Annotated in this window: 18 protein-coding genes and 1 tRNA gene; 7 read left to right on the top strand and 12 right to left on the bottom strand. The window is 65.7% G+C overall.

Annotated features, from left to right (window positions below; all coding sequences use genetic code 11):
* Nucleotides 1–32: 32 nt before the first annotated feature.
* The 10 genes from AC1DFE_RS02385 to ilvD form a co-directional block, all read right to left on the bottom strand.
* Nucleotides 33–1,145, bottom strand: a complete 1,113-nt coding sequence (locus tag AC1DFE_RS02385; protein WP_476904307.1) for a branched-chain amino acid aminotransferase — start codon at nucleotides 1,143–1,145, stop codon at nucleotides 33–35.
* A gap of 100 nt (nucleotides 1,146–1,245) precedes the next feature.
* Entirely contained in the window at nucleotides 1,246–2,298 is a 1,053-nt protein-coding gene (locus tag AC1DFE_RS02380; RefSeq protein ID WP_476904306.1) for a 3-isopropylmalate dehydrogenase, read from the bottom strand.
* Nucleotides 2,299–2,467: 169 nt separating this feature from the next.
* Nucleotides 2,468–4,027 (bottom strand): methionine--tRNA ligase, encoded by a 1,560-nt coding sequence (gene metG, locus AC1DFE_RS02375; RefSeq protein WP_476904305.1) that lies wholly within the window; start codon nucleotides 4,025–4,027, stop codon nucleotides 2,468–2,470.
* A gap of 34 nt (nucleotides 4,028–4,061) precedes the next feature.
* Entirely contained in the window at nucleotides 4,062–4,817 is a 756-nt protein-coding gene (locus AC1DFE_RS02370; RefSeq protein ID WP_476904304.1) for an ABC transporter ATP-binding protein, read from the bottom strand.
* The gene (locus tag AC1DFE_RS02365) at nucleotides 4,814–7,609 is read right to left on the bottom strand and encodes an ABC transporter permease (RefSeq protein ID WP_476904303.1); all 2,796 of its coding nucleotides are present in this window, start codon (nucleotides 7,607–7,609) and stop codon (nucleotides 4,814–4,816) included. Before AC1DFE_RS02365 ends, AC1DFE_RS02370 begins: the two co-directional genes overlap by 4 nt.
* Nucleotides 7,610–7,838: 229 nt before the next feature.
* Nucleotides 7,839–9,428: a phosphoglycerate dehydrogenase gene (gene serA / locus AC1DFE_RS02360; protein ID WP_476904302.1), complete on the bottom strand. Its 1,590-nt coding sequence runs from the start codon at nucleotides 9,426–9,428 to the stop codon at nucleotides 7,839–7,841.
* 117 nt (nucleotides 9,429–9,545) lie between these two features.
* Nucleotides 9,546–10,571, bottom strand: coding sequence for a ketol-acid reductoisomerase (gene ilvC, locus AC1DFE_RS02355; RefSeq protein WP_476904301.1), 1,026 nt, complete (start codon nucleotides 10,569–10,571; stop codon nucleotides 9,546–9,548).
* 96 nt (nucleotides 10,572–10,667) lie between these two features.
* On the bottom strand, nucleotides 10,668–11,180 hold the full coding sequence (gene ilvN, locus AC1DFE_RS02350; RefSeq protein WP_003801493.1) for an acetolactate synthase small subunit: 513 nt from the start codon (nucleotides 11,178–11,180) through the stop codon (nucleotides 10,668–10,670).
* A 2-nt stretch (nucleotides 11,181–11,182) separates the two neighbouring features.
* Nucleotides 11,183–13,084, bottom strand: coding sequence for an acetolactate synthase large subunit (locus AC1DFE_RS02345; RefSeq protein ID WP_476904300.1), 1,902 nt, complete (start codon nucleotides 13,082–13,084; stop codon nucleotides 11,183–11,185).
* 445 nt (nucleotides 13,085–13,529) lie between these two features.
* Entirely contained in the window at nucleotides 13,530–15,251 is a 1,722-nt protein-coding gene (gene ilvD, locus AC1DFE_RS02340; protein ID WP_476904299.1) for a dihydroxy-acid dehydratase, read from the bottom strand.
* Nucleotides 15,252–15,511: 260 nt separating this feature from the next.
* On the opposite strand from ilvD, the gene AC1DFE_RS02335 reads away from it, so the two are divergent.
* From AC1DFE_RS02335 to AC1DFE_RS02325, 3 genes are all read left to right on the top strand, one after another.
* A complete protein-coding gene (locus AC1DFE_RS02335; protein ID WP_476904298.1) occupies nucleotides 15,512–16,570 on the top strand; it encodes a sunset domain-containing protein in 1,059 nt (352 codons plus the stop codon).
* A 39-nt stretch (nucleotides 16,571–16,609) separates the two neighbouring features.
* A complete protein-coding gene (locus AC1DFE_RS02330) occupies nucleotides 16,610–17,842 on the top strand; it encodes a PQQ-dependent sugar dehydrogenase (RefSeq protein WP_476904297.1) in 1,233 nt (410 codons plus the stop codon).
* A 117-nt stretch (nucleotides 17,843–17,959) separates the two neighbouring features.
* Nucleotides 17,960–18,035: transfer RNA gene (locus tag AC1DFE_RS02325), tRNA-Lys, on the top strand.
* 155 nt (nucleotides 18,036–18,190) lie between these two features.
* On the opposite strand, the gene AC1DFE_RS02320 is transcribed toward AC1DFE_RS02325, so the two are convergent.
* The gene (locus tag AC1DFE_RS02320; RefSeq protein ID WP_476904296.1) at nucleotides 18,191–19,231 is read right to left on the bottom strand and encodes a LacI family DNA-binding transcriptional regulator; all 1,041 of its coding nucleotides are present in this window, start codon (nucleotides 19,229–19,231) and stop codon (nucleotides 18,191–18,193) included.
* Nucleotides 19,232–19,361: 130 nt separating this feature from the next.
* Here AC1DFE_RS02320 and AC1DFE_RS02315 point away from each other — a divergent pair, with 130 nt between their 5' ends.
* Together AC1DFE_RS02315 and AC1DFE_RS02310 are read left to right on the top strand one after the other, a co-directional pair.
* Nucleotides 19,362–20,546 (top strand): Gfo/Idh/MocA family protein, encoded by a 1,185-nt coding sequence (locus AC1DFE_RS02315; protein ID WP_476904295.1) that lies wholly within the window; start codon nucleotides 19,362–19,364, stop codon nucleotides 20,544–20,546.
* 2 nt (nucleotides 20,547–20,548) lie between these two features.
* On the top strand, nucleotides 20,549–21,562 hold the full coding sequence (locus AC1DFE_RS02310) for a Gfo/Idh/MocA family protein (protein WP_476904294.1): 1,014 nt from the start codon (nucleotides 20,549–20,551) through the stop codon (nucleotides 21,560–21,562).
* Between the two features lie 10 nt (nucleotides 21,563–21,572).
* Here AC1DFE_RS02310 and AC1DFE_RS02305 read toward each other — a convergent pair whose 3' ends face one another.
* Nucleotides 21,573–22,733 (bottom strand): alpha/beta hydrolase, encoded by a 1,161-nt coding sequence (locus AC1DFE_RS02305; RefSeq protein WP_476904293.1) that lies wholly within the window; start codon nucleotides 22,731–22,733, stop codon nucleotides 21,573–21,575.
* A 151-nt stretch (nucleotides 22,734–22,884) separates the two neighbouring features.
* Here AC1DFE_RS02305 and AC1DFE_RS02300 point away from each other — a divergent pair, with 151 nt between their 5' ends.
* Both AC1DFE_RS02300 and AC1DFE_RS02295 read left to right on the top strand, forming a co-directional pair.
* The gene (locus AC1DFE_RS02300; RefSeq protein WP_476904292.1) at nucleotides 22,885–24,195 is read left to right on the top strand and encodes an alpha/beta hydrolase; all 1,311 of its coding nucleotides are present in this window, start codon (nucleotides 22,885–22,887) and stop codon (nucleotides 24,193–24,195) included.
* Nucleotides 24,192–26,729, top strand: a complete 2,538-nt coding sequence (locus tag AC1DFE_RS02295; protein WP_476904291.1) for a bifunctional lysylphosphatidylglycerol flippase/synthetase MprF — start codon at nucleotides 24,192–24,194, stop codon at nucleotides 26,727–26,729. Before AC1DFE_RS02300 ends, AC1DFE_RS02295 begins: the two co-directional genes overlap by 4 nt.
* Nucleotides 26,730–26,746: the final 17 nt, after the last annotated feature.

The following is a 26,746-nucleotide window of genomic DNA, read 5'->3' as shown; positions in this document are numbered from 1 at the left end:
TCGTTCGCTTTGAATCACTTAGCCCAAGCGGCTCAGGCGAGCCGGGTCAGCCAGCCGTGGGTGTCCGCGACGGCGCCGGTCTGGATGCCGAGCAGCTGCTTGCGGATGGCCATGGTGGTCTCGCCGGCCTTTGCGTCCTCGGAGCCGATGTATTCCGTTGCGTCCTTGAGAACGCCGATGGGCGTGATGACTGCGGCGGTGCCGCAGGCGAAGACCTCGGCGATATCGCCGGAGGCGACGCCGTCGCGCCATTCGTCGAGAGTGATCTTCCGTTCGGTCACCTCGCGGCCCATGTCCTTGGCAACCTGCATGATCGAGGACCGGGTCACGCCCTCGAGGATGGTGCCGCTCAGCGCGGGCGTCACCAGCGAGCCGTCCTTCATGACGAAGAACACGTTCATTCCGCCCAGTTCCTCAACGGCGTTGTCGTTGAACTGGTCCAGGAACAGCACCTGCTTGCAGCCGTTCGCTTCGGCCTCCTGCTGCGCGATGAGCGAAGCGGCGTAGTTGCCGCCGCACTTGGCAGCACCCGTGCCGCCGCGGCCTGCCCGGGCGTATTCGCGGGAAATCCAGATCGAAATGGGCTTCAGCTCCCCGCCGAAGTAGTTCCCGGCCGGCGAGGCAATGACGCGGAACGACACCTCACGGGCTGCCCGCACGCCCAGGAATGCCTCGGTGGCGATCATGAACGGGCGCAGGTACAGGGCCTCGCCGTCGCCGGCGGGAACCCATTCCTTGTCCGCAGCCACGAGTTCACGGATGGCTCCGAGGAAGTATTCGGCCGGAATCTCCGGCAGCGCCAGGCGGCGGGCTGACTTGTTCATCCGGGCGGCATTGGCCTCCGGCCGGAAGCTCCAGACGGAACCGTCGGCGTGACGGTATGCCTTCAGTCCTTCGAAGATTTCCTGCCCGTAGTGCAGAACAGCGGCGGACGGGTCCAGCATGATCGGCCCGTAGGCCTCGATCCGCGCATCATGCCATCCGCCCTGGCCGCTGGCGTCGACCGTGAAGTCAACAATCGCAGTGTGGTCGGTGAAGTGGTCGCCAAAGCCTGGGTTCGCCAGGATGGCTGCACGCTCCTCAGCGGACCTCGGGGTTGCCGAGGCGTGCTGGGTGAATTCGACGCCATGGGCAGTCTGAGTCATGGTTCCTCCACGGTCGGCTGCCTGGCATCTGAACGTGGTTCAGCATCGGACCACGGCAGCGATTGGTAATTCAGGTCAAGCTTACGCCTGCTGGCGGACGCTAAACGGCCGCCGCAATGGCGTCACCGATGGCGCTGGTGCTGCGCACTTCGCCGTTGCGGTTTTCGACGTCGGCCACCACCGCGGACTCGATCCGCCGGGCCGCGGCGGCGTAGCCCAGATGCTCCAGCAGGAGGGCCGCGGACAGGATTGCCGCGGTGGGGTCGGCCTTCTGCTGGCCGGCAATGTCCGGTGCGGAGCCGTGGACGGGTTCGAACATGGACGGCGTTGTGCGGTCCATGTTGATGTTGCCCGAAGCTGCGAGGCCGATGCCGCCGGTCACCGCCGCCGCAAGGTCGGTGATGATGTCGCCGAAGAGGTTGTCGGTGACGATCACGTCGAAGCGGGAGGGGTCGGTGACCATGAAGATGGTCGCGGCATCGATGTGCAGGTAGTCATGGGTGACCTCGGGGAATTCCTTGGCCACGGCCTCGACGGTGCGCTTCCACAGGTGGCCGGCGAAGACCAGCACGTTGTGCTTGTGGACCAGGGTCAGCTTCTTGCGAGGGCGCTCGTTGGCCCTCCGGAACGCATCGCGGACCACGCGCTCCACACCGTGGGCCGTATTCAGGGAGACCTCGGTGGCCACTTCGTGCGGCGTGCCGCCGCGCAGGGTGCCGCCGTTGCCAACGTAAGGACCCTCGGTGCCTTCACGGACGACGATGAAATCGATGTTGCCCGGCTCAGCCAACGGGCTGCCCACCGTGCCGTAAAGACGGGACGGGCGCAGGTTGACGTAGTGGTCAAGGCTGAAGCGCAGCTTGAGGAGCAGTTCGCGTTCGATCAGCCCGGACGGGATGCGGGTGTCCCCTGGCGCGGCGCCGATGGCGCCGAAGAGAATGGCGTCGCGCGTCTTCAGGTCCTCGAGGACGGCTTCCGGAAGCGTCTCGCCGCTCTCAAGCCAGTGCTGGGCACCGAGCTTGTAGTGGGTCTGGTCGAGGCTGACGCCCTCGGCCGCGACGACCTTTTCGAGAACCTTCAGGGCTTCGGCGATGACCTCCGGGCCAATGCCGTCGCCCGGAATGACAGCGAGGTTGATGGTAGATGCGCTCATATTTTCAGGGTAGCCAAGCTATCCACATTCTGGTCAAGCTGTCTCAGTATTCGAACACCCGAACCTGACGCTCTCTCACTTCCCGTCGCCCCAACGCCAACGCTCTCTCACTTTCCCAAAGGGAGTGAGAGAGCGTTTGGGGAAAGACGGCAGGAAGTGAGAGAGCGTCCTAGGCGTCCGCGGGCTCCTCGTACTTCGGGAACACCGGCGCGGGGGCGGGCAGGTCGGTGCCCGCGGCGATCGGAGTGGAGATCGCCGGGAACTCCCGCGCCTCTCCTTCCGGCTGGCCGAGGTAGCCAAGCAGTGCGGCCGTGGCCGCGGGCATGACCGGCTGGGCGAGGATCGAGACGATGCGCAGCACCTCGAGTGTCACGTACAGCACCGTCTGCATGCGTTCGACGTCGGTCTTCCGCAGCACCCAGGGTGCCTGCTCGGCGAAGTAGGCGTTGGTGTCCCCCAGAACCGTCCATATCGCCTCGAGGGCGCGGCTGAACTCCTGCTTTTCGAAGGCCGCACGTGCCTGCTCCAGAAGCGCGTTGGCCTGGCCCAGGATGGCGGCGTCCGCCTCCGTGAACGCACCGGGCACAGGTACACGGCCCTCGCAGTTCTTGGCCACCATGGACAGTGAGCGCTGGGCGAGGTTTCCAAAGTTGTTTGCCAGGTCGGAGTTCATCCGGCCGACGATGGCCTCGTGGTTGTAGCTGCCGTCCGCGCCGAATGGGACTTCGCGGAGGAAGAAGAAGCGGACCTGGTCCAGGCCGTACTGGGCAACAAAATCAGCCGGGGCAACGACGTTGCCCAGCGACTTGGACATCTTGACGCCGTTGTTGTGCAGGAACCCGTGGATCATGACCCGCTTGGGCAGCTCGAGACCGGCGCTCATGAGGAAGGCCGGCCAGTAGATGGCGTGGAACCGCGAGATGTCCTTGCCGATGACGTGGACGTCGGCGGGCCAGTACCTCTTGAACGACTCCGATTCGACGTCCGGGTAGCCTGCGCCCGTGAGGTAGTTGGTCAGCGCGTCGACCCACACATACATGACGTGCTTTTCGTCGCCGGGCACGGGCACGCCCCAGTCGAAGGTGGTGCGGCTGATGGACAGGTCCTCGAGGCCGCGCTTCACAAAGCTGATGACCTCGTTGAAGCGGGACTGCGGTGCACCGAACTCGGGCTGGGCCTCGTACAGGGCGAGCAGCTTGTCCTGGTAGGCGGACAGCCTGAAGAAGTAGCTTTCCTCGGCGGTCCAGGTCACCGGGGTGTCGGTCTCCTTGGTGTACCGGGCGCCGTCCTCCTTGACCACGGTGTCGTCCTCACCGTAGTAGGCCTCGTCCCGCACGGAGTACCAGCCCTCGTACTTGGACAGGTAGATGTCCCCGTTGGCTTCCATCTTCTTCCAGATGGCCTGCGAGGCGGTGTAGTGGTCCGCGTCAGTGGTGCGGATGAACCGGTCGTAAGTGATGCCGAGGGCTGCGTGGGCGGCCTTGTAGATCTCCGCGTTCCGGTCCACCAGTTCCTTGGGCGAGACCCCTTCCTTCTCCGCGGCCTGCGCAATCTTCAGCCCGTGCTCATCAGTTCCGGTGAGGAACTTCACGTCGTACCCGTCAAGCCGCTTGAACCGGGCCATCGCATCGGTGGCGATGTACTCGTAGGCGTGGCCGATGTGCGGCACGCCGTTCGGGTAGGTGATGGCCGTAGTGATGTAGAAGGGGCTGTTGTCTGAGGAAGTCACGGGCGGAACGTTACCTTTACGCGGAGGGATGGAGCTAGATCAGTTCGGTCAGCGTATCGCTCAGCCGGACCAGCTCGTGGTCATGTGACGCCACGAGGACTGCAATGCCGTCGGACGTGGTGTCCTTCAGGATGCTGATGATGCGGTTGGCGGAGGCGCGGTCCAGGCTCGCCGTGGGCTCGTCCACCACCAGGACTCGGGTGCCCAGAATCAGCGCCCGGGCGATCGCGACGCGCTGGCGTTCACCGCCGGAGAGCTGCTCGGGGCGGTGCCGCATGCGGCGGCCCAGGCCCACGAGGTCCAACAAGTCCTTGGCCATCTCTCTCCGCTGCTCCACTTCGCCGTCCGGAACCGCCGGGAGGAGGACGTTTTCGAGCGCGCTCATGCCGTCGATCAGGGCGCCGCCCTGGTCAACGTAGCCGATCAGGGCGCGGCGGCGGTCGGCGATCTCGTCGTCGCTCATGGTTTCGAGCGAATCGCCCTCCCACATCACCCGGCCCGACGTCGGCAGGGTCAGGCCCGCTCCGACCGTCAGGATGCTGGTCTTGCCCGAGCCGCTTCGGCCCGCCACGCAGTGCATCTCACCGGCGTTCAGGGTGAGGTCAAAGCCTTCAACGACGCTGACGGCGTCGGCCCCGTTTTTGCCTCCGCCGTAGCGGATGGTGATGTTGCTCAGCTCCAGCGGGGTGGCGTGGTCGGCTTCCTTGACAATGGTGTTGGCCCGGGTCTGGACCGGGCGTTCGCCCTCTTTGTTCCCGCGCACGCGGCGAAGGTTCAGGTCGTTAGTCATTTGACCACTTTCGTTGCAATCGGAATCCAGCAGAGAACAGCCACGAGTCCGGCCACTGCGGCCCACCACGCGGCGTAGGGGGCAAGAACAAGGCCGATGCCCAGGGCGCCGAGGATGCCCAGCGGGACGGCAACCGCACCCACCAGTGCGTTCTCGAAGAAGCGGACCTGGCCCAGCATGTCCGGGTTCCAGCCCATCGCCTGCAGGGTGCCGAGGTACCGGCGCTTGGCCTTCAGCTCGAAGCGCCCGGTGACCAGCGTGAGCAGGAGCCCCACGGCTACACCGGACAGCCCAAGGACGATGCTCGGCAGGGCCACGCTGGCGGCGGCCAGGCCGCTGAGCGCGCTGGCGCCGGCGGCACGCGGGATGTCGATCAGCAGCGCAATCAGGCCGCCCACCGCCGAGCCGAACACGCCTACGGCGACAGCCAGCGAAATGGCGTTGAAGCGGTGGGTGCTCAGTTGCCGGTTGGCGAAGGTCAGCGGCGAGTCGACGGCGATGAGCTTTTCGTCGTGCTGCGGTTCCTGGTTGACTTCGTCGCGGTGGCGCAGTTGCTGGGCGGCGAAGAAGGCCGCGCCGAGGTACAGGGCCAGCACCGAGGCCGAGACGATGGCGGTGGCGATGTTCCAGCTTAGGAGGCTGAGCACGATGCCGGCCACGGCCAGCAGTCCGGCGCCGACGGCAAACTCCTCCAGCACCCAGGAGCGGATGCGGCGCTGGGTCCAGCCCATCGCGCGGAGCGTGCCGGCTTCGCTGCGGCGCAGCCGAACGTAGCTGACCGTCGAGGCGCCGGTCAGCAGCGCGGCGCCGCAGAGCGTGAGGAACAGCAGGGTGAGGTTCGTCGCCGTTAGCGAGCCGGCCACGGCGTCAGCCGCGTTCTGCCTGACCCACGACTGCTGGACGGTTCCAAGGGCTGACTCCTTGCCGGCGTCGTCCTTGGAGTAGCCGGGAACGAAGATGTTGGCGTCCTCACGGGCAGAACCGGCCACAACGGTGGCTTCCAGGCCCATGTCCCGGATTTCGGTGGCGAGCTTCTCCACCTCGGGCTGTGCCTGCTTCCAGCTGCCGGCGGCGCCGGCGCGCACGCGCACGGCGTCGATGACGGAGGCGTTCTTCTCGTAGCCGCGGGCGGCAGCCAGACCGTAGTAGTCGGTGATGGCGCCGGCCGACTGGCTGACGAGCCCGGTGGCGCTCAGTGAGGGCTTGAGCGTGGTGCCTGGGACGTCCTTGCCCTGTGCGTCCTTGGTCAGCGTCATCGGCGTGGGATCGTAGCCGCCGAGGGGAAGCCGGTTGATGTCCCCGGCCGCTTCCTGGACGGCGGCGGGATCGAACGTGCCGTAGACCATGGCGAGCGGGGTGGCCAGTTTCTTGCCCGTTTGGAGGTTCTCCCGGTAGGAGCGCTCATCCACCGGGTTGCGCTGGGTCTGGTCCACGGCCTCGCCGGTGGCGCTCTTCTCCGGAAGGCGGTTCACGGTGACCCACTCGCCCGCGGTGGCGGTCTTGTCCTCGGCGCCGTTGCCCGCGGTGGAGCCGTCCGCGTATTTGGGGGCGGAGGCGAAGTTGGTGCTCCAGGTTGGCGGGCTGTAGAGACCGCGGCTGAAGTTCGCCGAGTTGCCCAGCAGCTTGGAATAGTCCGTGGACCCGGGCCAGGACAGCGCGAACGGCGACTTGGAGACGAAGGGCAGGTAGTCCTTGTCCAGGGAGCGTTCGGCCGTGCCGACTTCCTTGACCACGTTTCCGGAGTCGTCGATCTCCTCGATCTTCACGGAATACTTCAGGTCAACCGAAGTGCCGGAACGGACGATCAGCGGGATGGCCTGGGAGTCCTCGGTCAGCTGCCCGTTGCGCTTGGCCTGCTGGTACTGGGTCATGATGGGGGCCCAGTACTTGAGCTTTACGCCGAGGAAGTCCGGGCCTTCGTCGAGTTCCTTCATGCCGATGCCCGTGGTGAAGAGGCTCTCGAGGTGCTGGCCAACCGCTTCGGCACTCCTGGCGTCGGCCGGCGGTGCCTTTTCCAGGGGCGCCAGGAAGTCACCGGCGGTGCCCAGCAGGGCACGCTCGGAGACGGGGTCGACGGCGACCACGGACTCCGTGACTTCCGGAGCCATGGGCAGCGCAACACTGAGGTTGAAGAGGTTGTGCTCGGACCCGCCCGCCGGGGCCGGGAACTTGATCCCGGTCTCGCCGTCCGGACCGGCGATCTGGATGCTGTTGCCGCCCTCCACCTGCTGCTCCACGAGCTTGCCCTTGCCGAGTGTGCCCTCGGCGGTGGACTTGAACAGCGTGTGCTGGGATGATCCGTCGGAGCTCGTGGCGCTGGCCGTCAGGCGGTACTTCTTGGGGGTATCGCTCAGCACGGACTGTGCGGCGGGCCACTTGTTGGGATCCGTACCACCGGGCTGCCCGGCGGTGGCGGTTCCAACGAGGCCCGCGTTGAAGCCCAGGTAGTCCATGGCCTCCAGGCGCGGGGTCTCGAGGTTCTGCGTCACACGCGAGACCAGGCTGATGGGCGCGGCAACAGAGGTGCCGGACAGGTCCCGGATCTTCTGCAGCTGGTCGAAGCTGATGCCGCCCTGCCCGGTGGCAATCTCGGGCTGCATGAGCGTGCCGTCCGAGCCTGCCTTGGCCTGGACCAGGATGTCGTAGAGCCCGCGCGAGTTCTGGTCCACGGTCCGGTTCAGCGCAGCCTGCGACTGGGTCTGGACGAGGACTGACAGGCACATGGCGAAGATCAGAATGGCAGCGGTCAGCAGCAGCACTTTGCTTCTGATGAACCTCTGGACGGCGTTCATGGGGCTCCCTGAAACCTGGATTGCGTGCGCACGCCACGATGACCGCAGAATGTGGGGTTCCCTTGCGGGCGTGCAAAAAATATTGGCCGGTCTGCCGGCTGGATCCTTAAATTCGAACCTAGCCATTGTACGCAGACCGGCCAATCATACTTGGCCGGGGTGACCTCCAGGGGACAAGGAGTTCACCCCGCGTTGGGTACCTGGCCGTTGCCGGCCAGTGCTCGTCGGACTAGTCCTCGAGGTCCACTTCGCGCACCATCTCGGCACCGATGCCGGCCTTGATGGCATCCAGCACCTGCTGCGGGACGGAGCTGTCAATGGTCAGCAGCGCCAAGACCTGGCCGCCTTCCGCGTTCCGTGCCACCTGCATGCCGCCGATGTTGATGTTGTTCATGCCCAGGATGTGGCCGATGGTGCCGATGACGCCTGGACGGTCCGCGTAGGAAACCACCACGAGGTGTTCGCTGATGGGAATTTCAACGTCGTAGCCGTTCACGCCGACGAGCTTCTGCACCTGCTTGGGCCCGGTCAGGGTGCCGGCCACGGAGATCTGCGCACCGTCGCTCAGGGCGCCGCGCAGTGTCAGCACGTTGCGGTAGTCCTCGGCCTCGGGCGTGGTGATGAGGCGGACGTTAATGCCGCGCTGCTCCGCGATCACGGGGGCGTTGACGTAGGACACCTGCTCGGTGACGACGTCCGCGAAGACGCCCTTGAGGGCGGCGAGTTCCAGGACCTTGACGTCAAGCGCGGCGATTTCGCCGGCAACCTCGACGTCGATCTGGGTCACGGAGGCGTGGGTCAGCGCCGTGAAGATGCGGCCCAGCTTCTCGATCAGCGGGATGCCCGGGCGGACGTCGGGGGCGATCAGGCCGCCGGCGACGTTCACGGCGTCCGGGACCAGTTCCCCGGCGAGGGCGAGGCGGACAGACTTCGCGACGGAGACGCCGGCCTTTTCCTGTGCCTCGTCCGTTGACGCGCCCAGGTGCGGGGTCACCACAACGTTGTCCAGCTTGAAGAACGGCAGGTCGGTGCTCGGCTCCTGAACGAAGACGTCCACGGCGGCTCCGGCGATCTGACGGTCCTGGAGCGCGGTGTAGAGGGCTTCCTCGTCCACGAGGCCGCCGCGGGCAACATTCACCACGTAGGCCGTGCTCTTCATTTTCTTGAAGGCGTCCGCGCCGAGCATGCCGACCGTTTCCGGCGTCTTGGGCATGTGGATGGTGATGAAGTCAGACTGCGCGAGCAGCTCGTCGAGCGTGACGAGCTTCACGCCAAGCTGGGCGGCGCGGGCGGAGGTGATGTAGGGGTCGAACGCGAGGATCTCGGTGTCGAAGCCCTGCAGGCGGGCGGCGACCAGGGCGCCGATGCGGCCCAGGCCGATGATGCCGATCTTCTTCTCGAAGAGTTCGATGCCGGTGTACTTGGAGCGCTTCCACTCACCGTCCTTCAGGGCGGCGCTGGCCTGCGGGATGTGGCGGGCCAGGCTGAGGATGTGGCCCACGGTGAGTTCCGCGGCGGAAACGATGTTCGACGTCGGGGCGTTGACCACCATGACACCGGCCTGGGTGGCGGCCTTGATGTCGACGTTGTCCAGGCCGACGCCGGCACGGGCGATGACCTTCAGGTTCTTCGCGGCGGCGATGGCCTCTGCGTCCACCTTGGTGGCGGAGCGGACCAGGATGGCGTCAACGTCCTCGATGGCAGAGAGCAGCTGGGAACGATCTGCGCCGTCGGTCTGGCGGATTTCAAAGTCCGGGCCAAGGGCCTCGATGGTGGCGGGCGAGAGTTCTTCGGCGAGCAGTACTACGGGTTTTGACACAGCTGATCCTCTGCGTTGAAGTCCTGGGGGTACATAAAGTCTAGGCGTACGGAAAGGCCGGGCTCACATTGTTAAGTGTGAACCCGGCCTCACTGTCGTGCTTTGAAGGGCTCAGCCTTAGCGGGCTGCAGAGCCTTCTACGTAGTCCTCGTCCTGCTGCTGCCAGGAGAACAGGGAGCGCAGTTCGCGGCCGACGCCCTCGATCGGGTGCTGCTCTGCCTTGGCACGCAGCTCCTTGAACTCGACGCCGCCGTTGTCCTGGTCGTCAATGAATCGCTTGGCGAAGGCGCCGTTCTGGATGTCGGCAAGGACAGCCTTCATGTTTTCCTTCACCTCGGGGGTGATGACGCGCGGGCCGGAAACGTAGTCGCCGTACTCAGCGGTGTCGGAAACGCTCCAGCGCTGCTTGGCAATGCCGCCTTCCCACATGAGGTCAACGATGAGCTTGAGCTCGTGCAGGACCTCGAAGTAGGCAATCTGCGGCTGGTAGCCAGCCTCGGTCAGGGTTTCGAAGCCGTACTGGACCAGCTGGGACACGCCGCCGCACAGGACGGACTGTTCGCCGAAGAGGTCGGTTTCAGTCTCTTCGGTGAAGGTGGTCTTGATGACGCCGGCGCGGGTGCCGCCAATGGCCTTGGCGTAGGACTTGGCCAGGTCCCAGGCGGAACCGGAGGCGTCCTGTTCAACGGCGATGATGTCGGGGATGCCGCGGCCGGCTTCGAACTCGCGGCGCACCGTGTGGCCGGGAGCCTTCGGGGCGACCAGGATGACGTCAACGCCTTCCGGGGCCTCGATGTAGCCGAAGCGGATGTTGAAGCCGTGAGCGAAGGCCAGGGCCTTGCCGGCGGTCAGCTTGTCCTTGATGGAGTCGGTGTAGATCGCGCGCTGGTGCTGGTCCGGCGCCAGGATCATGATGACGTCGGCCCACTCAGCGGCGTCGGCAACGTTCTTGACCGTGAAGCCGGCGTCCTCTGCCTTGGCGATCGACTTCGAGCCTTCCTTAAGCGCGATGACAACCTCGACGCCGGAATCGCGCAGGTTCTGCGCGTGGGCGTGGCCCTGGGAACCGTAGCCGACAATGGCTACCTTGCGGCCCTGGATGATCGACAGGTCTGCGTCGTCGTCGTAAAACATTTCAGTCACTTGCGTAACTCCTCTTGAGTGGATTTCTTGGAGATGTATGTCTGTAGTGCCGCGTTTGCGGGCGAAACGCACCGCCTGGGCTGCCCTAGGCTGTGCTTACGCGGAGCGTAGGGCCCGATCACTCATGGAGCGGGATCCCCGTCCAACGGCCAAGGTGCCGGACTGCACAATTTCGCGGATACCGAAGGGCTCCAGCACTGAGAGCAGTGCCGTGAGCTTTTCGGGATGGCCAGTTGCTTCAATGACCACCGAGTCTGTGGAGACGTCGACCACTGAAGCACGGAACAGGTCTGCAGCCTGGGTCACCTGCAGACGAGTTGCGGCATCCGCACGTACCTTGACCAGGATGTGGTCGCGCTGTACGGAAGATTCGGAAGTCAGTTCAACAATCTTGATCACGTTGACCAGCTTGTTCAACTGCTTGGTGACCTGTTCGATCAGGTCACCGTCGGCGTCGACGACGACCGTCATCCGGGAGATGCCCGGAACCTCGGTCGGGCCGACGGCCAGGGAATTGATGTTGAAGGCGCGGCGGGCGAACAGGCTGGCCACGCGGGTCAGCACACCGGGCTTGTCTTCGACCAGAACGGACAGTGTGTGGCGGCTCATGATCAGTCCTCCTCTTCCCATTCCGGGGTCATGTTGCGGGCAACCTGGATCTGGTCATTGCTGACCCCGGCGGGCACCATCGGCCACACCATGGAGTCGGGGCTGACCACGAAGTCGATGACCACGGGGCGGTCATTGATTTCCAGCGCCTTCTGGATTGTTGCGTCGATGTCTTCGTCCCGCTCGCACCGGAAGGACGCGCAGCCGTAGGCCTCGCCGAGTTTGACGAAGTCCGGGATCCGGATTGTCTGGTGGCCGGTGTTCAGGTCGGTGTTGGAGTAGCGGCCCTCGTAGAAGAGGGTCTGCCACTGGCGCACCATGCCCAGCGAGGAGTTGTTGATGACGGCAACCTTGATGGGGATGTTGTTGATGGCGCAGGTGGCCAGTTCCTGGTTGGTCATCTGGAAGCAGCCGTCGCCGTCGATCGCCCAGACCACGCGGTCCGGCTCCCCCACCTTGGCGCCCATGGCCGCCGGAACGGCGTAGCCCATGGTGCCGGCGCCGCCGGAGTTCAGCCAGGCGTGCGGCCGCTCGTACTTGATGAACTGCGCCGCCCACATCTGGTGCTGGCCCACGCCGGCAACGTAGATGCCTTCGGGACCGGTCAGGGCGCCGATGCGCTCGATGACGCGCTGCGGTGCGCTGAGACCGTCTTCGGGCTCGGTCCAGCCCAGCGGGTAGGTTTCCTTCAGGTTGTTCAGGAACGCCCACCAGCTGTCCAGGTCGGGCTTTCCGGCGACCCCGAACTGCGTCTTCAGGGCCTCGGTCAGTTCGGGGATGATCTCCTTGACGGACCCCACGATCGGAACGTCCGCCGTGCGGTTCTTGGAAATCTCGGCCGGGTCGATGTCTGCGTGGATCACCTTCGCGTTGGGCGCGAACGTCTTCAGGACGCCGGTGACACGGTCATCAAAACGTGCCCCCAGCGTAATAAGCAGGTCAGACTGCTGCAGGGCGGTCACGGCGGAGACCGTGCCGTGCATGCCCGGCATGCCGACGTGCTGCGGGTGTGAGTCCGGGAACGCACCGCGGGCCATCAGGGTGGTTACCACGGGGGCGCCGGTGATTTCGGCGAGTTCACGCAGTTCTGCCGAAGCATGCGCCTTCACCACGCCGCCGCCAACGTACAGCACGGGTTTGCTGGCCGCGGCGATCAGCTTCGCTGCTTCGCGAACCTGCTTGTTGTGGCCGCGGACCACCGGCCGGTAACCGGGAAGGTCGATCTTGGGCGGCCAGGAGAAAGTCATCTGGCCCTGCTGGGCGTCCTTGGCAATATCAACGAGGACCGGTCCCGGGCGCCCGGTCGAGGCCAGGTGGAAAGCCTCAGCCATGACGTGGGGGATGTCGTTGGGGTCCGTCACCAGGAACGAGTGCTTGGTGATGGGCATGGTGATGCCCACGATGTCGGCTTCCTGAAAGGCATCGGTGCCAATCACTCCGCTGGAAACCTGGCCGGTGATGGCCACGAGCGGAACGGAATCCATGTGCGCATCCATGATGGCGGTAACGAGGTTGGTGGCACCCGGGCCCGAGGTGGCGATGCAGACGCCCACCCGCCCGGTGACCATGGCGTAGCCTTGCGCGGCGTGGCCGGCTCCCTGTTCGTGACGGACCAGAACGTGGTTCATTTTGGAGGCCATCAAGGGGTCGTAGGTGGGCAGTATCGCGCCACCGGGCAAACCGAAAATGTCGTCGACGCCGAGTTCTTCGAGCGAGCGGACGATTGCTTCTGAGCCGGTCATCACCGTCGGGGGTACGACGTTGTTCGGCCCAAGGACAGGAGAGGCGGCTGCAGCAGTGTCGACCCCGGTGTCTGCCGGCTTGTCGACGCGTTCCGGAGCCTTGGCGGCTCCAGCGGACTTTGAAGCCATCAGCGAGGGGCTGATGGGCGATCCTTTGCTCATCGAACTCTTCCTTAGTGGATCTTGAATTGGTGTGGTGCTTTGGAAAATGAACGTTCCGTCCCGCCCGGAAAATAAAAAAACCCCTCAGCCTGGTGGCTATTCGAGGGGTTGCGCGTGACGGTTCGTTACCAGTCGGGCTATGGAGCCACGCGCTTGGTAAGTACGACAGAGCCCACAGTGGCGCCGACGGTAACGGATGCGATCATGCGTTCAGTTTTCCCTCATGTGAGATACGTGTCAACGACGCGGCACGCGATCTCACCATTTGGACATCATTGTCCAGTTTTTGATCCTTCCCTAAGGGATCGGACTGCAGCCGCCCGCTTAGGGCGGCAGGGCGGAAGGCTCCTGCCCCGAGCGAGCGGCGCTGACGCCGTTCACTCGGGGCCCCTCGGAGCTTCCTTGTTAAGCCCTGCCGCCTGAGCGGTAGAGCTTAGGGCGTTTATTACCCGCAGTAGGCGCCGGTGGAGGCGCTGTGCACCAGCTTGGCGTACTTGGCCAGTACGCCCTTGGTGAACTTGGCCGGCAACGGCTCCCAGCCGATCTTGCGGGACTCGAGTTCCGCCTCGTCCACGAGCAGGTCGAAACTGCGGGCAGCGATGTCCACACGGATCCGGTCGCCGTCCTGGACGAAGGCGATGGGGCCGCCGTCGACCGCTTCCGGCGCTACGTGGCCGATGCAGAGTCCGGTGGTGCCGCCCGAGAAGCGGCCGTCAGTGAGAAGCAGGACATCCTTGCCGAGTCCGGCACCCTTGATGGCGCCGGTGATGGCCAGCATCTCACGCATACCGGGGCCGCCCTTGGGGCCTTCGTACCGGATGACCACAACGTCACCCTTATGAATGGCGCCGTTGTCCAGCGCATCCAGGGCGCCCTGCTCGCGTTCGAACACACGGGCGGTGCCCTCGAAGACGTCGGCGTCGAAGCCGGCGCTCTTCACCACGGCCCCCTCGGGCGCCATCGAGCCGTGCAGGATGGTGATGCCGCCGGTCTTGTGGATCGGGTTGTCCATGGCGCGGAGGATCTTGCCGTCCAGGTCCGGCGGGTTGATCGCGGCCAGGTTCTCGGCCACGGTCTTGCCGGTGACGGTGAGACAGTCGCCGTGCAGCAGCCCGGCGTCGAGCAGTGCGCGCATGATGACCGGAACGCCGCCGATCTTGTCGACGTCGGTCATGACGTAACGGCCGAAGGGCTTCAGGTCGCCCAGGTGCGGGATCTTGTCGCCGATGCGGTTGAAGTCGTCCAGGCTCAGTTCGACCTCTGCCTCGCGGGCGATTGCCAGCAGGTGGAGGACGGCGTTGGTGGATCCGCCGAAGGCCATGGTGACGGCGATGGCGTTCTCGAAGGCCTTCTTGGTCATGATGTCGCGGGCAGTAATGCCGTGGCGGAGCAGGTTCACCACTGCCTCGCCGGACTTGCGGGCGAATTCATCACGACGGCGGTCTGCCGAGGGCGGAGCCGCGGAGCCGGGAAGTGACATGCCCAGGGCCTCACCGATGCAGGCCATGGTGTTGGCCGTGTACATGCCGCCGCAGGCACCTTCGCCGGGACAGATCGCCTTTTCGATGCGGGTGAGGTCCTCCATGCTCATCTTGCCCGCCGCGCACGCACCGACTGCTTCGAAGGCGTCAATCAGGGTGACTTCCTTTTCGGAGCCGTCCTCCAGCTTGACCCAGCCGGGCATGATGGAGCCGGCATACAGGAAGACGCTGGCGAGGTCCAGGCGCGCGGCAGCCATGAGCATGCCCGGGAGGGACTTGTCACAGCCGGCCAGCAGCACGGAGCCGTCGATGCGCTCTGCCTGCATGACGGTTTCCACGGAATCGGCGATGACTTCGCGGGAGACCAGGGAGAAGTGCATTCCCTCGTGGCCCATGGAGATGCCGTCGGAAACGGAGATGGTGCCGAACTGCATCGGGAACCCGCCGCCGGCGTGGACTCCCTCCTTGGCGCCCTGGGCCAGCCGGTTCAGGGACAGATTGCAGGGAGTGATTTCGTTCCAGGAACTCGCGACGCCGATCTGCGGCTTGGCGAAGTCGTCATCGCCCATGCCGACGGCCCGGAACATTCCACGTGCCGGAGCTGCGTGAATGCCGTCGGTGACGACCCGGCTCCGGGGCTTGATGTCAGGCTTGTTATCGGTCGCGTTCAGGGTGTCCTCACTCATGGGTCAAAGTCTATGACTCCGGAAAGGCTGCCAACGACCGGAAGCGCCCCCTGCGGCCCATTTTTCTGGAAATTCCGATCAAATAGTGGACTTGAGTCTCACATTCTGGAATCCACGCCCGTTTCGCCTACCAATTGGGCCCGGCGCGCCGCTGCGCCAAACCCGCTCCCCCGTTGGCATTGACAAACCTAGACAGCCCTATTGACAGCGACGTACCGTCAAGCAACGGCAACCTCGCGTGATGGATGGAAGGCTTTGCTATGGAGTGGATTATCTGGGTCATTGTCATCGTTTTGATCATCGCCATTGTCTGGTGGCTGCTGAACCGGAACTCGCGGGGAACGGCAGCGGACACGGCCCGGGGTGAACAGGTGGCCTCCCCCGCCGAAACCGCTCCCGTTACTTCTGCCCGGACGGAAGAGCCGCCGTCGGCCGCCGCTGCCACTGCTGCTGCTGCGCCTACAGCGAGCAGCACGCGCACCGTGCCGGAAACCGGCCGGCTGGCCGAACCCGAGGCAGGGCCGGCAGCCGCGGAAGCCGCGCCGCTGGCGGGGCAGCCCTCCGCCGCAGCCGCTCGCCCCGACCCCGAGGACCTGGAACCGGACATCGAATCCTGGGAGGCCGCCGCGGCCCGCCCCTCGGCGTCGTCCGCCGGAGGAGATGTTGACGACTGGGATGACGACGGGGACAAGGCCGAATGGGACGCCCAGTGGTCTGATGCAGGCAGTTCGGAGGCTGGCACATCGGAGGCTGGCACATCCGGATCCGCCGGCACGGCTGCGGGAGCCTTCGGAGCCACTGCCGCCGGGACCGCGCCAACTGCTGCGCAACCGGCCGCGCCTACGCACCACGCCGAGTACACCGGCCCGCATGCGCCCACCCTCCCGGGCGCGGAATCTGCCGCGGCCGAGGCCATAGACGCTGAGGCTGAAACCCAGCAGAGGATCCAGTCCTCAGCGGCCACGGAAGCCGGCGCCAGCCATGAAGTCCGGCCCCATCAGCCGGAACCCCAGCCTCATCACCTGGAACAGGGCTTCGGCGCGGAACGCGGATTCGGCGAGCAGCCCATACCCCACAAACAGGCATCCGGAGAGGGCTCGGCAACTGCGGCGGAGCAGCCATACGGCGAGGGTTCGGCCTCGGCGGCAACAGACGGCAGCGCCCCGGAGGGATACGCCGTCAAGGGCGACGTCAATGCCATGACCTACTACGAGGAAGACAGCGCCGGCTACGAAGACGCCAGGGCGGAAGTTTGGTTCCTTTCCCCGGCGCACGCCGAGGCCGCCGGGTTCCGGGCGCCGCGCCGGTCCCGGCGCTAGTGCCTCGCTGCGGCGGCAGCCAGCGGACGGAGGACGCGCATGACACCCAACCGCCACCCCGGAAAGCCCGCCGCGGCTGCCGTCACCCTGCCCGTCACGGCGGCCGCCCTGGCATTATCCGCCTTGACGTTGTCGCTGTCCGGCTGCACCGGCGAGGGCGGCAGGCCTGCCCCGGGCGGCACTGGCTCCCCCGCCATAGGTGCAACTGCGACCGGCTCATCAGGGACCGGCATCCAGGGCACCAGCACCTCTGCACCAGGCCGTCCGGCCGCTTCCAGTCCGGTCCCTGCGTCGCCGCGGGCACCCGAAGTCCGGAGCAGGGTCGAAGGACTGCAGATCCCCTGGGCCACGGTGTTCCTGCCGAACGGCACGGCGGTCATTTCCGAACGCGATTCCGCCCAGCTCAAATCCGTAAGGGACGGCAGGGTGGGCACCATCGGGGCCGTCCCCGGCGTCGTTCCGGGCGGTGAGGGCGGCCTGCTCGGGCTGGCACTGTCGCCGGGGTTCGCCGCGGACCACTATCTCTACGCCTACTTCACTGCGGCCGATGACAACAGGATCGCGCGCATGCGCCTCGAAGGTACGGGAGCCGGGGCAGGCGCCGGCGGGGAGCTCCGGCTGGGTGAGCCGGAGGTGATCTTCTCCGGCATCTCCAAGGCCTCCACACACAACGGGGGCAGGATCCGCTTCGGCCCGGACGGGTTCCTCTACGTGGGCACGGGCGACTCCCAGCGCCGGGAGCAACCGCAGGACCGGAACGCCCTGGGCGGCAAGATCCTGCGGCTGACAAAGGACGGCGCCCCTGCGCCCGGCAATCCCTTCCCGAACAATCCCGTCTACAGCCTTGGCCATCGGAACGTGCAGGGCCTGGCGTGGGACGGCCAGGGCCGGCTCTGGGCCAGCGAGTTCGGCCCCGACGTCAATGACGAACTCAATCTGATCCAGCCCGGCGGAAACTATGGCTGGCCGGAGGTCACGGGAGCGCCCCACCGCGACGGCTTCATCGATGCCAAGGTTGTGTGGCCGTCCACGGCGGACTCCTCGCCGAGCGGACTCGAAATTGTTGGCAGCACGGCGTACCTCGGCGCGCTGCGGGGCCAGCGCATCTGGGCTGTCCCGCTGGACGGAGAAAACGCAGGCACTCCTGTGGGCTACTTCACACGGCAGTTTGGGCGGATCCGGAACGTTTCGCTGGCCCCAAACGGGGATCTGTGGGCCCTCAGCAACAACCAAAACCCTGATTTCGCGCTGATTTTGAGGTTTCCGCGGTAGTGCCAGGAGCTCCTGCGCACCTCGATTTCACACTGGCCCAAACTTCGTGTAGAGTTTCATGTCGTTGCGGAGGTCAACGAGGGAAACAAAAGCCCACGGATGAACGAAACAACAGATGCACCTCTAGCTCAATTGGCAGAGCAATTGACTCTTAATCAATGGGTTCCGGGTTCAAGTCCCGGGGGGTGCACCACCGAAGCCCCGCCTTCAAGGCCACAAGCCTGAAGGCGGGGCTTTGTCGTTCCCGGAATATTGCTGTGCGCCGCAGCGTCCGCTGGTCGCAGCCGCCACTGGGCACAGAATGCCCAGCTTAAACCGAAAGCCATCCCGCAGGAGGCGTTACGGCCTTCAGGGTCCACCGGCGCCCGGCGCACTGCCCGAGGACCCCCTGACCTGCAGCTCGCTGCTGACCAGGTGCTTGCGGCCCGGCAAGTCAGGATTGCCCAGCCGCTCCAGGATGTACCTGCCGGCCTGGACCCCTACCGCAAGATTGCCGTTGTCCACCGAGGTCAGCGACAGGTGGCGGATCCGCGCCAGATACGTGTTGTCGTAGCCGACCAGGGAAATGTCACCCGGAACCGTCACACCCGCGTCAGCGGCCGCGGACAGCACGCCGATGCAGGCAATGTCGTTGAAAGCGAAGATCGCTGTTGGCGGGGTGCTGGCGGCCAGGAGGGTCCGGGCCGCGCTGTACCCGCTTTCCTCACTCATGCCGCCGGCCACCGTGCGCGGTTCCAGGCCGGCCTCCCGCATCGCCTGCTCGTAACCCGCCCGCCGCAGGCGCCCGATCTCATCAGGGCCCTGGAGATGGGCGATGCGTTTGTGGCCGAGCGCTATGAGATGCTCGGTCGCTTTCCGCGCGCCGGCGGCGTCGTCGTTCACCACCACGTCCACCCCCGGCAACTCGGGGTCCAGGGTCCCCGCCAGCACCACGGGAACGACGGCGGAGGCGGTCCTGATTGCCGCGGACTCGGTGGTGGTTCCCACCACCACCAGGCCATCGATCCGCTGCTCCAGCAGCGCCTCGACGGACGGGCGGCCAATCCTGTGGTCCGTGTAGGAATCGGCGAGGACGGGCGAAACGCCTGCGGCATGCAGGGACGCGGAGAGGCCTTCCAGCAGCTCAATAAACCAGGGGTTCCGGAGATCGTTGAGCAGGACGCCAACGGTCCCCGTGCGCGGCATCGAGAGCCCGCGGGCAAGCTTGTTCGGCCGGTATCCCAACTCGCCCATCGCCTCAAGCACCGCCCGCCGTCGGGCGTCACTGACGTTCCCGGAACCCTGCAAAACCAGCGAGACGAGCGACTTGGACACCCCTGCCCGGTCCGCCACATCGCGGATCGTGGGTTTGGCGGCGGGCAGACCGCGTTGGGTGGGCGATGGGCTCACGGTGCTCCTCCAAGTCATGGCAGCCTGGCGCCGCCAGTCCGGTGCTACCAGCCTAAGCCTTGACGAACCTGGCGATTACCCACCATTATGGACCGGTCCAAGTAAATTCCAAGTCATAAAAAGGATCCTCATGAGCGAACCGCGTGCACGGCGGCTGGTGGCCGGAATGGTTGGAGGCGGCGCAGGAGCAGACATCGGCAAGACGCACCGCCGCGCGATGCGCCTGGATGGCGAATATGACCTTCGGGCAGGCATCTTTGGCCGCGATCGGGTCCGCTCCGAGGCCCTGGCCTCCGAGCTTGGGATCCCGGAAGACAGGCGGTATGCCGGCTACCGCGAGATGGCGGACAGCGAAGCAGGACGCGAAGACGGCATCGATGTGGTGGTCGTTGCCACGCCAAACGACAGCCACTTCGAGATCGCCCGCGCTTTCCTCGAGTCCGGCATCTCCGTGGTGTGCGAGAAGCCCCTGACACGCGACTCGGCAACCGCTGCAGAACTGGTGCGGCTTGCTGCCGACAACGGCGCCATCCTGGCGGTTCCGCACTGCTACTCCGCCTATGCCATGGTCCGCCATGCGGCCCGGATGGTGCGGGACGGCCAGCTGGGAACCATCACGTTCGCCGACGTCGAGCATGCCTCGGGCTGGGCCGCATCTCCCTTGGAACAAGGCGGGCACAAGCAGGCCACCTGGCGGACGGACCCGGACATCGCCGGCTTCCCCAGCGTCGTTGGCGATCTCGGCACGCACGGCTTCCACCTACTTCGCTACATCACCGGGCTTGAGGCCGAGAGGGTGTCCGGACGGCTGAAGACCGTGGTTCCGGGCAGGCGGGTCTTTGACCACGCGACGGTCGAGCTGCAGCTCACCGGCGAAGTTCCTGGCAGGCTGTGGGCCAGCATGGCTGCCGCCGGCCACAACCACGGCCTGCGCATCCGGGTCTTCGGCACGCAGGGAAACCTCGAATGGCAGCATGAGGACCCCCATCACCTGACCGTTCAGGACCTCGACGGGACCACCACGGTGCTGACGGAAGGGCTCAGCACGCTGTCAGAGGACGCCGCCCGCCTCACCAGGGTGGGGCTGGGCCATCCTGAAGGATTCCTCGAGGCCTTCGCCAACTTCTACCTCGACCTGGCCGCGGAACTGCGCGCCCGCCGGGACGGCACCCTGCCGGAGAACCGCGAACTGTCCATCCCCACGGGGCACGACGGCCTTGTGGGCGTCAGGTTCGTCGAGGCTGTCGCAGCCTCAAATGCGCGGGATGCCGCCTGGGTAACGCCGGCGGGTGCCGCGGAGAAGGTGGGGGTCTGACCATGCAGCGCTTCGGACTCCTCGGGGCAGGCTTCATTGGCTCCGTTCACGCCGCCAACCTCGCAGCCCACCCGGACGTTGACTTTCGGCTGGTCTTCGATGTTGACCAGGACCGCGCCAAAACCCTTGCTGTCAAGCACGGGGCCCGCGCTGCCGCGGACCTGGCGGAGGTGTTCGACTCCGCCGCCGTCGACGCGGTGTTCATCGCTTCCTCCACCGACACCCATGCCGCCCACCTGCGCCGCGCCGCCGGGGCCGGTTTGGCGGTGCTCTGCGAAAAACCGATCGATCTGGACCTCGGACAGGCACGCGAAACTGCTGCCTTTGCCGCCCGGCACGCTGTGACGGTCATGGTGGACTTCAACCGCCGCTTTGACCGTGACTACGCCGAGCTCAAACGGATCGTCGGTGCCGGGGAGATCGGAAAGGTGGAGCTCATCCAGCTCACCAGCCGCGGGCCGGCCATGCCGCCGCTCTCCTACATCGCCACGTCTGGCGGCCAGATGCGCGACCAGACCGTTCACTTCTTCGATCTGGTCCGCTGGCTCACAGGAGCAGACCCCGTTGAGGTCTTCGCCACCGGATCAGCGCTGGCAGAACCGCGGCTGGCCGAATACGGCGACGTGGATACGTCAGTGGTATCCCTTCGGCTTCCCGGCGGCGCCCTGGTCCAGATCGACTGCGCCCGCCGCACGGGGTACGGCTATGACGAGCGGATCGAGATCATGGGTTCAGCAGGCATGGCCGAGGCCGGCCGTCACCGCGCCGGCGCGGTGTCCCGGTACTACTCAGGCAAAGTGGTGGACGACGGAATGCACCCCGGCTGGTTTGAGCGGGTCCAGCCGACCTACGCCGCCGCCTTGGGCCACTTTGTTGCCGCACTGGAGAACGGAACAGGAGCCGACGGCGGTTCGGCCGTCACGCCATCACTCGAGGATGGCCTGAAGGCACAGGCCATAGCTGAAGCGGCGACACTGTCCCTGCGCTCAGGCAGGACCGAAACGATCCGGTACTGACGCGGCGGGATCATGGGGCAGTGAGCCCGAACCGGGGACACAGGAGCGGCAGCCCCGTTCTCACGCCGAAGTCCAGGGCATCCCCGCGATGGCCCACACCGCTGCCCACAAAGCTCCGGGTTCTCATCCCGGCGGCTTTGGCATCCTGTGCAGCGACGGTCGCCTGGGGTCCGTACACCAGGTCCCGGGATCCACTCGTAAAGATGGCCAGTTCATCCGGATATCTGCGGGCTTTCATGATGTTGGCGGGCTCTTCCGCAGCGAATGCCGCGTGGTTGCCCTTGAAGATGACGCTCACGGTGTTGGCCTCGGTGCCGTTGAGCGGCTTCAGCTCGCCGGATATATCGAGAATTGAGCCGAACAGATCAGGACCCTTGGCGCCAAAGGACAGTGCGCATTCGCCGCCGTTCGAGTAGCCGCCCACCGCCCATTCGGTACGGCGCCGATCCACGTTCAGGTTCCTGTGGATGTAGTTGACCACGTCTTTGGTGACGTAGGTGTAGACCTTACCGAGGTCCGAGTCGACGCAGGCGGGATTCTGGAAGGGGTTGCCGAGCTGGTCAATGGTCAGCGTGATCGGGGCCAGTCCGTGGTTTTGCCTGGCCAAAGCATCGAGTTCCCGGACCGAGGATTTGTCCTGTTCCGGCCCGCCGGGCTGGCCCATCATCATGATGAGGACCGGGAGTTCCGGCGGGTCGGGGACCAGCGCGGCCGGCGGCAGGTACAGGTGGGCGTCCCGGGCATGGAAGCCGGACGCTGTGGCAGGGATGGTCACAGAACCGCTCCGGCCTGACACCGGCATGCCCGCGGGCGCTTTCCACGTTTTCCATAGCGGCTGCAGCGGTGCCGGCTTCGGGTCCAGCGTCGGCAGCGCCAGATGGCTGGTGGTGTTGAGGCCCAAAAGAGCGCCCAGTGTGGCATCGAGGCCGTAGGCGGCAACGGCCCAGACCCGCGTGTCCGTGTCCAGCGGCAAACCGAAGACGTTGAGCCATCCCTCGCAGATGTAGAGGGTGATTGCCCCGGCTGCAACGCCGCCGGCAGCCGCCAGGCCGGCAATGCGGAACCACTGGCGTCCCCGCCTGACCAGGAGATACAGCACGGTGAGGATGCTTGCTGCATCAAAAGTGTCCAGGAGGGGTCTTTGAAGGATATTGAGGTCCAAGAACTGCATACTGTCTCCTTGTATGCCCCCAAGGGGAGGGTAAGGCCCGATCCTTACAGCTGCCTGAATACTTTCTGGACGCCACCTACGACCCACAGCAAAGGCTCAGATTAGGGGGCTAAGGTGATTCCCGCCCAGCAGAGCAAACAGGAGGATGCTGTTGTCGACGTGGCTGTATTCGATCAGTCTCCTGGAGGGATGGTTCCCCAACACGGTGTGGGTGCTCAGCACCCTGGCGCTTGGATTCCTGCTGCTCCGCAGGCAACGGCGGTGGTGGATTTTTGCGGGCATAACCGTGGGTGTCTCATGGGCAGCCTGCTTCGGACTTGCATGGCTGCTGGTCCACGTGTTCTATGTCTGGCCGGAGGACCTTCCCCCGGAGGTTGTCGGCTGGACCGCGCTGGGTGTCTTCGCCGCGGCGGCCGCCGTCGGCAACATGGTCCGGGGACGCCTCCTGCGCACTCTGGTTGCACCGGTTGCCGCCCTCATGGTTCTGAGCCTGTGCGGATTGCAGATCAACGCCTACTTTGGTTTTATGCCGACAGTCGGGACCCTGCTCGGGAAGTCCTCGTCCACGCTGCTGCCCCTGGAATCAGCTCTGAAAAAGCACGGCGACGCCCTATCCTTCGAGACCTCACCCGTATACGAGCGCTGGCACAAGCCACTGAACCTGGCCGCGTCCGGCGTCATGCGCCACGCTGAGATCCCCGGCACCGTTTCGGGCTTTCACGGCCGCCACGCGCACATCTATCTGCCGCCCGCCTATCTGGTCAAGAACCGGCCAAAGCTTCCGGTCCTGGTACTTGTCGGCAGCCAGCCGGGCTGGCCCGGGGTGTGGGCGGTCAGCGGCAATCTGGTCGAGATGATGAACCAGTTCGCCGAGGCGCACCGTGGACTGGCGCCGGTAGTGGTCATCCCCGACCCGAACGGGACCGAGGACGGGAACACCATGTGCATGGACACCACCCTCGCCAAAACCGATACCTATATGAGCGTGGACGTTCCCGACTGGATCAAGCACAACCTCGACGTCGACTCCGACCCGCGCCACTGGGCGGTGGGCGGCTTCTCCTTTGGCGGCACCTGCGCCGTCCAGATGACCACCCGGCATCCCGGGATCTACCCGAACTTCATGAGTTTTTCCGGCGAGCGCGAGCCTGCCCTCGCGGTCTCCCGGCAGGAGACGGCAGACATGGCATTTGCAGGAAACCTTGCTGCGTTCACCGCGGAGGTCCCGCTGACCCTGCTTGCCCGTCGGCACTATCCGGACAGCTACGGTTTTTTCGCGGCAGGCGGCGACGACAGCGAGTTCCGGGACAACGCCGTCGTACTCTCGGCGGCGGCCGTAAGGGCCGGGATGCGCGTCAGGACGGCCATCATTCCGGATGCCGGGCACTCCTGGAAAGTGGTCCTGGACTCGATGCAGCAGGCACTGAACTTCATGGCCACGCCCATGGGGCTGGCCCCGTGAGCGAAACCCTCCCCGGATGGGCCTTGAGGCTGCTGGCGTCCGGGCGCCTGCTCCTTGCAATTCCCCTCGCGTCTTGCCTCACCATCACGATGTGGACCGCTGCCATCGCATCGCAGGCCGTTGCTGCCGGTCCCCCGGCCGGAATCCGGCAGGCGGTGGTGCCCAGCCTGTCCGCTGCCGGCCAGGGCGACTTCCGCGCCCCGTTCCTCTCCATTTTCTTCTCCGGGAATCCGGTGTCATATCTGCTGGCGAGCGCCGTCATCCTGGCCGGGGTGGGGTTCGCCGAATCCACGATGGGAATCTGGCGGGCGGCGGCGGCCTTCCTCGGCGGCCATCTTGGTGCCCTGGCGCTGTACTTCGCCGTAGTCCAGGCGGGTTCCGCGCTCGGCAGCGACTGGCTGTCCAGCATGAAGCGGGCGGGCGTCATGGGTCCTTATGCAGGTGCTCTCGCGGCCGCAATGGCCGCGAGTCCGCTTGTCAGTGCGCTGTGGCGCCGGCGCCTGCGTTCCGTTGCAATCGCCGTGACGGTGATGCTTCTCCTGTACGTCGGGCACCCACAAACACTTGACGCATTCCTCGGCCTGCTGTGCGGGCTGGTGCTGGGCCAGTTGATGCACCGCCACACCGCCCGGGCCTCCCGCCTCTCCGCCCATTTCGCCCGCTCGTCCAGCAGGGAGACCAGGGCCCTGCTGTCCATGACCGTGGCTGTCTTCGCGGCCGGCCCGGCCATCGCGGCCCTGGCACAGGCCCCCTCGGGTCCGCTGGCGCTGCTCCGGGACCTCATCGTCAATCCGATCCCTACCATCGGCCAGCTCCAGGCCAATTGCCGGGCGGCAATCGACCTCAGCTGTGCGCAGGTGATCCACAGTCCCGGCCTCAACGGCCCCGGCGGCGTCGCCCTGTCGCTGGTGCCGTTCCTGATGCTTCTCGTGTGCGCTGAAGGTCTCCGGCGGGGAAACCGCCTGGCGCTCTGGCTGACCATCGGTGTTCACCTGGTGATCGCCGTTCTCTCCGCCCTGCATCTGCAGCTCTTCTCGCTTTTCGGGACCTACATGCGCACCGGCGGCCGAATCCTGTCCGTGGACTCGGCGATCGTCGAGGTGCTGCCGGTTGTGCTGGTCCCGTTCGTCATCGCAGCGGTGCTGTTCGTCAGCCGGCGGCATTTCATCGTCGACCCCGATCCCGTGCTGCGGCACCGGACGCTGATCCTGCTCCCGTCGCTGTTCGCGGTGTTTGTCCTCGGATACGTGATCGCCTGGTTTGCGGAGGACAATTATCACCGCCGTGCCGGGCTGCTGGCCCTGCTCACCACGCTCCCGAGGATGTTCCTGCCCTACCCGTTTTCCTTCCGCTATTCCGTGTCGGTCTATCCGCACGGCTTCTTTTCCACCCTGCTCTTCAGCTTCGGCGGCGCCGCGTACTGGCTGGTTGCGATGGTCAGCGTCCTCGGGCTCTTCCTCAGCCGCAGGCTCAGGGACACTCGCCAGGACACCGACCACGCCCTGGCCAAAGAGCTCGTCCACGTGGGTGGCGGCTCGTTGGCATGGATGGCGCTATGGCCCAATAACCGCTATTGGTTCAACGACGCCGGGACGGCGGGGATCGCTTACCAGGTCCACTTCAATGTTGCCGTCACCGTGGGCGGCCCCTTCGGCGACCCCGGGGACGCGGAGGCTGCGGCCGAAGGGTTCACCCGCTTTTGTGCGGCCCATTCCCTGGCAGCCTGCTGGTATTCCATCGCCGATGACCAATGGGAACACCTGCGGAAGCTGGGATACCGGCGGGTCGCCGTTGCCGAGGAAACGCTGCTGCCCATCCGGGAAATCGAATTCAAGGGGAAGGAGTGGCAGAACGTCCGCACCGCAATCAACAAGGCGCGGAAGCTGGGAATTGCTGCGCTCTGGTCAACCTACGGCGAGCTGACCGGCAGCCTGCGGGCGCAGGTCCACGAGATTTCCGAAGCCTGGGTGGCAGACAAGGCCCTGCCCGAGATGGGGTTCACCCTGGGCAGCCTGGAGGAACTGAAGGACGACGACGTCCTGCTGTGCCTGGCCGTGGACACGGAGGGCACGGTGCATGGCGTGACCAGCTGGTTGCCGGTGTTCGCGCGCGGACGCGTTGTCAGCCGGACCCTTGACTTCATGCGGCGCGGCCGCGACTCCTTTCCCGGCGTCATGGAGTTTCTGATCGCTTCGTCCGTCATTCACTTCAAGGAGACACTGGACGTCATTTCGCTCTCCGGCTCGCCGCTGGTCAATTCCGTTCCGTCTGCCGCAGCGGCCCCGGCAGATTCCGCAGAAGGGGACGCGCTGGGCAGATTCCTGAACCTGCTGGGCAGCGGCCTCGAGCCCGTTTACGGCTTCCGTTCGCTGGCAGCGTTCAAGGCGCGGTTCCAGCCCAGGCACCGGACGCTCTACATGATGTACCAGGACCCGCTGTGGCTGCCGCGCATCGGACGCGCCGTCACTGAGGCGTACATGCCCAACATCTCATTTCGGCAGACAGCGAAGCTCGTGCGCGAAATCGTGGGCTAGAGGCCCGGCACTTGGCC

It is taken from the genome of Arthrobacter sp. 05T423 (assembly GCF_056396245.1).
Note: the sequence above shows the minus strand (reverse complement) of the source record. Positions and strands in the feature narration are given on the sequence as shown.